Source organism: Ruminococcus sp. CAG:57 (genome assembly GCF_000435935.1).
Lineage (GTDB): Bacteria > Bacillota > Clostridia > Oscillospirales > Ruminococcaceae > Hominimerdicola > Hominimerdicola aceti.
The window spans coordinates 68,586-78,166 of record NZ_FR890793.1; the positions used below are offsets into that span (position 1 = coordinate 68,586).

Sequence of the window (9,581 nt, forward strand, 5' to 3'; positions counted from 1 at the left end):
AATGATAAACCTCCGTTATTTACTATTTACTTTTTTATACTTTCCGCCAAAGCGGTAAATTACTCTGTTTCCGCAGCCGCACCAACGTTTACCATGGTGAGCATCGAGAAGATATAAGCCTGTATGCACCCTGAGAACAGGTCGAAATACACGCTGAGCACCGCAGGTATACCTACCTGAAATACACTGAACGCCCATGAGCCTGCCTCAAAAGTCAGTCCAAGCGCTGATGACAGTGAGCCGAGCGCACCATAAAGCAGTCCCGTTATTACCATGCCGCCTGCAACGTTGCCAAACAGACGGAACGCCATAGACGCAGGCGTTGCCACCTCGCCGATGATATTAAGCGGCAAAATGAAAGCCACCGGCTGTGCAAAGCTTTTAAGATAGCCCTTGAAACCATTCGCTTTTATCTTGTTGTATGTGATAAGCACGAATGTCATAAGAGCCCACGTTGCCGTAACATTGATGTCCGCAGTCATAGACCTCAGACCTATCATACTGATAAGAGCGCCAAACACCGCATAAATAAGCAGCGTAGCAATATAAGGGGCATACTTCATCATCTTAACGCCCATGTTCTCTTTGACCATGTTATTGACGAAGTTCACAAGCATCTCCGCAACCACCTGACGCTTTTTCTCAGGCACTTTTTTCAAATCGTGTGTGAGCCACAAGCACAGTATCAGCACCGCAACTATAATAAGCCAGCCCATCACCACCGTTTCGGTGATCCTCAGACTGCCTATCTCAAACACTATCTTAGGGCCGTTTCCTATACCCGTCATTTATTTATCCCTTCTTTCTCTTATCTGTATGACATACAGAATTATCCTCGGATAAAACTGTGGCAGAAGTATCCCAACTGGACTTACTGCCTTTGTGAGCATAGCCCCCGCACAAAGCACAAAAAGCACTCCATACCTAGTCATGTAACACCCAAGCATTGTCCGCTTAGCCTTTTGGCCCTCAAGCTCCACAGCCTTTTCGCAGGTCACACCAAGGTAGTACATACAAAGGCACATATAGCCCCAGCCCAATGCAAAGCCCGCAAGCTGTGTGATGTCAAAGCCCCACAGCAAAGTAAATGCCCAGCATACAACAGCCATAACACCGCCCCATAAGCATATTTTTTTCAACAAGCCGCCAAGCTCAGAGCCTATATTTTTCACTTATTTTCTCCGATTTTCATAAAGAAATCCACCATAAATCTTTACATTTTCTTAATAGCAGAAAATATCTGCCTGATGTATTTCATTATACCACACAGCCCCACATTTTTAAAGAGCAAACCGCAAACTTAAACATTTATTTTACATGGATTTTACACTTCGTTCACAGCTAGTCAAATAATTAGTTAATTATGATTTGGCGTTAATAATTTATCAATAGTCAACCATTGACTTTTGACATTGTTTGAGTTTTATCATACGATTTCACAATAAAAAACGGACTGCCGCAAGCCGAAATAATATCACGGCTGAGCAGTCCGCAAGCATATGTGCAGCTTATCTGATGATATCGTCAACAACGCTTTCTACAGTGCTTACAGTATCATCAATAATATCCGCACCACCGCTTACAGTGTCCTTGATACCATCGCCAACACGGCTCACAAGCGTGTCGCTGTCATCACGTCTGCTTGTGACCTCATTTTTAGAAGTTGTGGTCGCAGTAACGCCGGAAGATGTCGAACCTGAGTTATCGTCATTTCTTGAACAGCCTGCGAGCATAACACCGCAAAGGCCAAGACAAGTTAGCATAGCGAACATTTTTTTCATAATTAAGTTCCTTTCAGTATAAGATATGCCATTTTAGGCTAATGCTATTATTTCTCGGAGATGAGGATATATTCATAAAAAAACAAAAAAGAGACGAGCTAAAAGCCCATCTCTTTGTCAGATCAAAAAATCAATAGAACCGCGATTTCTTTTTCTTGATAACGAAAATAACAGCACCGACAATAACCACCGCAACGACCACAATAACTACAATGCCTACTACTCCGATACCCTTTGAAGATTCAGCCTCAGATGACGAAGTGCTGCTCAGTCCGTTTGACTTAGGCTGTATCTTTAAGCCCTGCACGATCTCCTGTGCCTTTGCACTTTTATTGTAGCCATCGAGATTCATTACCTGAAGATCTACATCGTTCTTCTGCAACGGAGTATCTATTACAAGATTATCAATATAAAGCACATCTGTCTTATCCATTTTCTTTATAACCGGTATCTCAAATACGAACTTTGTTGCTCCGCACTTGTCAGGTACTGGTATAAGTGCTGTCGCATACTGAGTAACATTATTGCTTGCATCTGTATTTATTTCAAGCTGAACACTATTGCTGGTCACCTTTTTGTATTCCTCAGTACAAGGAAAAGCAAACACAGAATCTCCCATAAGCTTGCCCTGAGCGTCCTGATTTATCCTGTACTTAAAAGAAATCATACAGCCGTCAAAACAAGTCATACCAAAATCCTTGGCGTCGATCTCAACGCCCATCGTTATATAAGGCGCATCTTCAGAATCAGAGCCAGGATAAACCAAATTCTTATCGTCATCTCTTATAAGCGAAGCAAAAGTACAATAATCGCTTATGTCATTAGGCTGTGTTGCTGTTATCTTAAGGCTTGCACCCTGATAAGCATAGGTCTTTTCTTGGGATGCTCCCACTGATATCTTCTCACCGTCAGGAGTCACCTTGATATATCTCTCCCAATCCTTCATATCAAACGACAAGGACGGTGCTGAAGTATCTGTTGTAAGGATACTCTTGTCGGCACTATATTCAGGTATTTCAGCCTCACTGTCGGCATAAGCAGGCACAGCACAAACACCAAGCATCATTATCGCTGATACCACGCCAAGTATTCTCTTTGATCTCATTTTAATTCTTATCCTCCCTTGATACTATTGTATGTAAACGCTTTCATAGCCGTTCACACAAGTATCGAAACGTTATAAAACACTATTAATATTTTACACCTTTTTAACAAATCTGTCAAGTGTACCATACAACTTTTCATATAATGTAACTGTTTTGTAATACAAGCTAAGCGTTTTAACCAAAATAACCACACGATTTTTATGAATAAGCTCTTATTGACAGCCATTTTTATCAAAAAAAGACCGCCTTCTCAGACGGTCCTGCGAACTTATTGAATACCAAGGAATTGGAAATACTGCTTATCCGGCATTGTTGTAACAGAAGTGGCTCTCAGATCATCAGCCTCCGAAAGTCTGTACTGCACCTTGAGAACTCCGTCCTCCTCTACCCAGCCAACATCAGGAACTGTTCCTCTTATACCCTTGTTGGAAATGGTCTTTTTGATACCTTTCTGCTTAAGAGTAAAGAATTTAAGCTCGATATCCTGATTGTATGGCACTACGCATATCTTTACAGCACCCTTGTCGCTGTCCTTTACATCATAAAGTATTATCTGATACTGGCCGTCAGGCGATATGGTATTTGATTCTGACGTTACTTCAGTGAGCTTCTTGAAGTTATCTCTGTAGAGAGCATAAACACTTGACGATGTGTCAAGATCTGAATTTAGCACAGTTTCAACAGACGTGCCTCCGAAAAGGATATTAAGCACAAAGTATGCAACTATTCCAAGAACATACAAAAGCAGATATATTGTACCCATTATAACCTTTACAGTTTCGTTCGTGCCTGCTGCAAAGAACATTATGATAGCAACAATGAACGGCGGAACTATCAATATCCAGTCGCCCATGTTGAAAAGTATCATGCAGAACACGACCGGAAGCATGAGTATGCTCAGTATCTCCGTCACAAGCTCACGTCTTGAAAAGAGCATAAGTCCCATAAAAACTACGTTAAGCACCACATACACTGTGAAAAACGATTTTTCTCTGCCTGCCGCAAACTCCAGATCATACAGGAACGTTGCATAAGTGAGCAGAGTTATTACAGCAAAGTAAGCGACATTGAAAACTGATACCGCTCGCTTTACCCATACGTTAGATAAAAAATCCTTCATTTTTAGTCCTCCCTAGACACTCTGTTCTTTTATTTTACACGAAATTACGCAAAAAATCAAGTGCTTTATTTCTTTATTTTTTCTTAAAACACAAATCAGACATATCAAATAGTATTTAATTGGCTGAATGCCGTCAATTGAGTATTATCTCTTCACCGCCGCTGAGTCCCGAAAGTATCTCAACGTTGTCGTTGTCCTCGATGCCAAGCTCTACGTCCTGCTCTATCTTTACACCGTCCACAAGCAGGTTCACATAGTTGCGTCCATCAAGCTTCTTCACCGCCTTCTGCGGAACTATCACAGTATCAAGCCTTGAATACACGTCAAAGACAACCTCTATGCCGCCAAGATCCAGCATATCGTTCTCCTCGTCAGGGGTTATAACATAAACATATGCCGAGAAATCTCCGCTCTCATTGTAGATTATATCCGTCACAGTGCCGCCCATCGTATTGGCACCCTGCACTATCTGCACTGCAGTGCCAAAATTGACGTTTGTGAGCGCGTTATCAAACACAGACACGCACAGAGCCTTTTGTGATTTATCGGAAGTATACCCAAGCACCTCGCCTTTATTCACCGGCATGAACGCTGTCAGCTCCTGACCTTGTCTGTCTGCAAGATCAAACTGTCCGTCACATGGAGCGTAAACCTTATAATCCTCCAAGGACGCCACAAGACTGTCATATTTGAGCTGTTCTATCTGTAAATCATACTGAGAAAGCTGTATCTCACTGTAGTCAGCACCGTTCGCCTGCAGTGTAGCGACCGTCTGCTTCGCCTGATTGAGCCTTATTTCTTCCTCTTCTATCTGTTCATCCACATCGTCAGAATAAAGTGTGCAAAGCAGGTCGCCCTTTTTCACATCACAAGGCGACTCCACATCTATAGACTTTATCTGACCGCTTGCCTTGAAGGTGACGGTTTCACTGTAAGGGTAATCATAAACGCCCTCCTGATGATACTCCTGAGAGATATCTCCTATCTCAGCTTTTACCGTCTTATATGTTATATCCTTAGTTTCCAGAATAGGCACAGCTATCTCGTCTTTTTTCTCCGACTTTCCGCAGGCGCAAAGTCCGACACACATTGCCGCTGCTGAAATCAAAGCAATAAATCTTATACTTTTCATAAAAAAGCCCTCTCGGTAATATAAAACTGCGGACACACTCCGCCGCAGTGAATTATACCACATTTTCCGTCATTTTTCAAGCTTATCCCCTACATATCGTATATCTATTGTATAACTGCACAACACTGTCTGCCTATATTTATACAGGTTTACCACAGCAGCTCACCGATAATAGAGTTTGAAGCCAGAAATCCCGCAGGCGTAAGCCTTAAAATACCCTTTTCGACCACGCAAAGCCCCTGTTTCTGAAACAAAGCCGCCTTCTTTCGGATATTCTCCCCAAGCTCTTTACCACCAAGCTCCTCGGCTTTACCTATGTCAATGCCCTCCGTGAGCCTTAACCCCAGCATGACATACTCCTCTGCCTTGTCAGGGTCGTCCTCAAGCACCACCCTGCTCTGCACCTTGTCAGAAATAAACTCCTCAACATCGCTCTTGCAGTAATATCTCTCATTATCAAAGAAAGAATGTGCCGACGGGCCAATGCCTATATATTCTTCCCCGTGCCAATATTTAAGATTGTGCCGTGATTTTCCGCCTTCTTTGGCAAAATTTGATATCTCATACTGTAAAAAGCCCTTGCTTGCAAGCTGTCCCACAGTTTGCAAATACATATCGCACAGCATATCGTCATCAGCTACAGCGTTTCTCATCTCATCACAATCAAAAGCCGTACCCTTTTCTATTTTCAGCATATAAGCCGAAATATGATCAACAGGGAGTGCCGTAAGACTCTCTATGCTATCCCAAAGGCTTTCAAGGGTCTGACCCTTTACCCCGAGCATGATATCGCATGAGATGTGCCTAAATCCCACCTGAGCCGCCGTTTCCACAGCCGACTTTGCCTGAGAAAAGTCATGAAGCCTGCCCAAGAAGCCAAGCTCCCTGTCATTAGCCGATTGAACGCCAAAAGAAAGCCTTGTTACCCCTGCTTTTCTCCACCCTGACATCTTCTCACTGTCCACAGAGCTGGGATTAGCCTCCAAGGTTATTTCAGGCTTACAAAGATCAAAGCACTTTCCTGCCGTATCTATTATCCTGTCAACCTGTTCAGCCGACAGCACAGAGGGCGTACCGCCACCGAAGTAGATAGTATCGCATTTTATGTCCCTACCCTTGAAAGCCTCAATATTGCGGCACACAGCCTGCGTGTAGTCCTCATAAAGCTCAGGCCTGCAAACGGAATAGAAGTCACAGTAAGGGCATTTTCTTTTACAGAAAGGCACATGGATATAAATTCCCGTCATAGCATATCCTCGTCATCATCAAAAGCCTTGTCGATATACTCTCCTGTTTTTTCACGGTTGAGCCGAAATCTCTCTATCGCCTTTTTCACACCAAATATACCGCCCCACACAAGGAACATACAAAGGCTTATAAGCACCGCATAAAGCACGAAATAAGCCTGCTGTTTCAAACTGAGCTGAAAATACACCGACCGCCTGTTTAGCATATCGGAAACTTTTGGGTGGATAACGATATAGCAGATAACGCCAAGAATACCTGCATAAGCAAGTGTGCATACCATGCCCATAAAAGCTTCCTTGAATTTGAGTGCCGAGAATTTAGCTCCTGCACACACCGCCCACACAGCGATAAGCACAAGCCCAGCCGCCGCAGAGATATTGGCATACACCTCATAAAGCACAGGCAATATCACCGCACCGCTCAGCCCGAAAGCCAGCGACAATTTCATAGACTTTTGTATATCAGGCATAGCTGCTCCTTTCAAAAAAATGTTGATATATTTGTATAAACCAAAACCTATCCACTCTCCGAACGGGCTGTCGAGGGCGCCAGCCCCTACGCCAAAATTCTACCGTTGCAAAATTACTCCGCTCGGTGTTTTCTCTACTTTGTATTGGTGATTTGCTCGGTATGGCTTCGCCATTCCTCACTCCTCACTTAAACTACGCTACTCGTCCAGCTTCAGCACCGACATAAACGCTTCCTGTGGCACTGACACAGATCCAAGCTGTCTCATTCGCTTCTTTCCTTCTTTTTGCTTCTCCAACAGCTTCTTCTTTCTTGTAATATCTCCGCCATAGCACTTAGCAAGCACGTCTTTTCTCATAGCCTTGATAGTTTCTCTGGCTATTATCTTTCCACCGATGGCCGCCTGCACAGGTATTTCAAAGAGCTGTCTTGGTATATTCTCTTTAAGCTTCTCCGTCAGTCTTCTGCCCCTTGAATAAGCCTTATCCTCGTGTACGATGAAAGAAAGTGCGTCAACCACCTCGCCGTTAAGGAGTATATCAAGCTTCACAAGCTTAGACTTCGCATAGCCCATCATCTCATAGTCAAATGAAGCATAGCCCTTTGTGCGTGATTTCAATGCGTCAAAGAAGTCATAAACTATCTCGTTGAGGGGAAGCTGATAATGCAGGTCAACTCTAGTTTCGTCTATATACTTCATATCCTTGTATACGCCACGTCTGTCCTGACAAAGCTCCATTATATTTCCAACATATTCAGACGGCGTATAAATATGTGCATTAACTATCGGTTCTTCCGCCGATGCAATATTTGCCACATCAGGATAATTTGTCGGGTTATCTATGAACACAGTTTCGCCGTTAGTCAGATTTACCTTATAAATAACTGACGGCGCAGTTGTGATAAGGTCAAGATTATATTCTCTCTCCAAACGCTCTTGGATTATCTCCATGTGCAGAAGTCCGAGAAAGCCACATCTGAAACCAAAGCCCAGTGCAATTGAAGTTTCAGGCTCAAAGGACAGTGATGCGTCATTGAGCATAAGCTTTTCCAAAGCGTCACGAAGGTCAGGATATTTTGCTCCGTCCGCAGGATAGATTCCACAGTATACCATAGGGTTTACCTTTTTGTATCCCGGCAGTGCCTCAGCGCAAGGCTCAGCCGCATTTGTCACAGTATCGCCCACACGAGTGTCGCCGATATCCTTGATAGAAGCAGCGATATATCCTACCTCGCCTGCATGAAGCTCGCCCACAGGCACAAGGTCAGTTGCTCCCATATAGCCTATCTCCACCGTCTGAAACTCAGCCCCCGTAGCCATAAGCCTGATGGTATCTCCGGCCTTGATATGCCCCTCTTTCACACGACAGTATATTATAACTCCCTTGTACTGGTCATAATAGCTGTCGAAAATAAGAGCCTTAAGCGGAGCGTTCTCGTCGCCCTTTGGGCATGGTATATCCTTTACAACACGTTCAAGCACCTCTTTGACGTTCGTACCCATTTTAGCTGATATCCTCGGAGCGTCCATAGCAGGAATGCCTATAACGTTCTCTACCTCTGTGCAAGCCCTTTCAGGGTCAGCGGACGGCAGGTCTATCTTGTTTATAACAGGCACTACCTCGAGGTCATGTTCGATAGCAAGATAAGTGTTTGCAAGGGTCTGCGCTTCTATACCCTGAGATGCGTCAACGATAAGCAATGCACCCTCGCAGGCAGCAAGAGAACGTGACACCTCATAGTTGAAGTCAACGTGACCTGGAGTGTCGATAAGGTTGAAAACATAGTCCTGTCCGTCGTCAGCGTGATAATTAAGGCGCACCGCACGAGCTTTGATAGTGATACCTCTTTCACGCTCGATATCCATATTATCGAGAAGCTGATCTTCCATATCTCTCAGCTTCACAGTATCGGTAAGCTCCAAAATTCTATCGGCAAGAGTAGATTTGCCGTGGTCTATATGAGCTATAATGCAGAAATTTCGTATATTATTTTCGTTCATTTACTGATTTTCCTCTCTCAGACAAGTATACTTTTCCATAATACTTTATTATAACACGCTTGCCCCACATTGTCAATTTCTCCGCAAAGAAAAAAGGCAGACACAACGTGCCTGCCCCAAAATACATATTATTCTGCGCTGATATATGCCGTTACAGCGTCATCAGAGCTGTCAGAAGTTGTTCCCTCTGGATAAGAGCTGAATGTGAACTTGTAATCCTTGTAGCCCTTTACCATAAGGAAAAGGTTTACATACTTGTATGTATTTCCAACAAAATATTCGTTCTTTTTCTGTGTAAGAAGCTCAGTAGTTCCGCCCATGCCGATATAAGTAGAAGCTCCGTCAGCAGAAGGTATTCCTCCGCCGCCCTTGTTGGAAGCAGAATAGTTTACATCAGGAGAGATTATGCCCCATTCATTGCTAGGGAAATCCTCAGGAACATAGACCTCATATTCCATAACGCAAAGCTCACAGTCATCAGGTATTTTCAGCTCGCTCTCGTCTATCTTAGAAAAATCACTGCCAACAGAGTTGTTGAGCTCGATAGCCTTGTTTACATAATCTGCATCCTCACTTTTGCTAACTACCTTTGTTATCCTTGTATAGATAGTGTGGTAGATCTTGTCTGTAGCACAGTATCTGGTAGTCTTTATCCACTGACCGATAGGCGCAAGATTTTCCTCGCTTGTTTCAGAAGGCTCGATAGCACTAGCCGCAATATCGT

The 9,581-nt window shown here is 43.6% G+C and carries 10 protein-coding genes; all 10 read right to left on the reverse strand.

Going from position 1 to position 9,581, the window contains the following annotated elements; genetic code table 11:
• Positions 1–59: 59 nt before the first annotated feature.
• On the reverse strand, positions 60–788 hold the full coding sequence (locus tag QVO88_RS11630; protein WP_022288619.1) for a F0F1 ATP synthase subunit A: 729 nt from the start codon (positions 786–788) through the stop codon (positions 60–62).
• Positions 789–1,172, reverse strand: a complete 384-nt coding sequence (locus QVO88_RS11635; RefSeq protein WP_022288620.1) for a hypothetical protein — start codon at positions 1,170–1,172, stop codon at positions 789–791. It lies immediately after the preceding gene.
• Positions 1,173–1,508: 336 nt separating this feature from the next.
• A complete protein-coding gene (locus tag QVO88_RS11640; RefSeq protein ID WP_022288621.1) occupies positions 1,509–1,781 on the reverse strand; it encodes a hypothetical protein in 273 nt (90 codons plus the stop codon).
• A 130-nt stretch (positions 1,782–1,911) separates the two neighbouring features.
• Positions 1,912–2,886 carry a hypothetical protein gene (locus QVO88_RS11645; protein WP_022288622.1) on the reverse strand — a complete coding sequence of 325 codons (975 nt, stop codon included), beginning with the start codon at positions 2,884–2,886 and terminating at the stop codon, positions 1,912–1,914.
• Between the two features lie 269 nt (positions 2,887–3,155).
• Complete coding sequence (locus tag QVO88_RS11650; protein ID WP_022288623.1) at positions 3,156–4,007, reverse strand: hypothetical protein; 852 nt, start codon at positions 4,005–4,007, stop codon at positions 3,156–3,158.
• 133 nt (positions 4,008–4,140) lie between these two features.
• Positions 4,141–5,139, reverse strand: a complete 999-nt coding sequence (locus tag QVO88_RS11655; protein WP_022288624.1) for an efflux RND transporter periplasmic adaptor subunit — start codon at positions 5,137–5,139, stop codon at positions 4,141–4,143.
• Between the two features lie 149 nt (positions 5,140–5,288).
• On the reverse strand, positions 5,289–6,386 hold the full coding sequence (gene hemW, locus QVO88_RS11660) for a radical SAM family heme chaperone HemW (protein ID WP_022288625.1): 1,098 nt from the start codon (positions 6,384–6,386) through the stop codon (positions 5,289–5,291).
• A complete protein-coding gene (locus QVO88_RS11665) occupies positions 6,383–6,856 on the reverse strand; it encodes a hypothetical protein (RefSeq protein WP_022288626.1) in 474 nt (157 codons plus the stop codon). Before QVO88_RS11665 ends, hemW begins: the two co-directional genes overlap by 4 nt.
• 198 nt (positions 6,857–7,054) lie before the next feature.
• On the reverse strand, positions 7,055–8,857 hold the full coding sequence (gene lepA, locus QVO88_RS11670; RefSeq protein WP_022288627.1) for a translation elongation factor 4: 1,803 nt from the start codon (positions 8,855–8,857) through the stop codon (positions 7,055–7,057).
• 128 nt (positions 8,858–8,985) lie between these two features.
• On the reverse strand, positions 8,986–9,581 hold a 596-nt coding region (locus QVO88_RS11675), incomplete at its 5' end, for a hypothetical protein (protein ID WP_288178044.1).

Bases quoted from the DNA above. Each gene is read 5' to 3' on its own strand.
- QVO88_RS11655 (WP_022288624.1), bottom strand. From the start codon at position 5,139: ATGAAAAGTATAAGATTTATTGCTTTGATTTCAGCAGCGGCAATGTGT.
- QVO88_RS11665 (WP_022288626.1), bottom strand. From the start codon at position 6,856: ATGCCTGATATACAAAAGTCTATGAAATTGTCGCTGGCTTTCGGGCTG.
- lepA (WP_022288627.1), bottom strand. From the start codon at position 8,857: ATGAACGAAAATAATATACGAAATTTCTGCATTATAGCTCATATAGAC.
- QVO88_RS11640 (WP_022288621.1), bottom strand. From the start codon at position 1,781: ATGAAAAAAATGTTCGCTATGCTAACTTGTCTTGGCCTTTGCGGTGTT.
- QVO88_RS11650 (WP_022288623.1), bottom strand. From the start codon at position 4,007: ATGAAGGATTTTTTATCTAACGTATGGGTAAAGCGAGCGGTATCAGTT.
- QVO88_RS11645 (WP_022288622.1), bottom strand. From the start codon at position 2,886: ATGAGATCAAAGAGAATACTTGGCGTGGTATCAGCGATAATGATGCTT.
- QVO88_RS11630 (WP_022288619.1), bottom strand. From the start codon at position 788: ATGACGGGTATAGGAAACGGCCCTAAGATAGTGTTTGAGATAGGCAGT.
- hemW (WP_022288625.1), bottom strand. From the start codon at position 6,386: ATGACGGGAATTTATATCCATGTGCCTTTCTGTAAAAGAAAATGCCCT.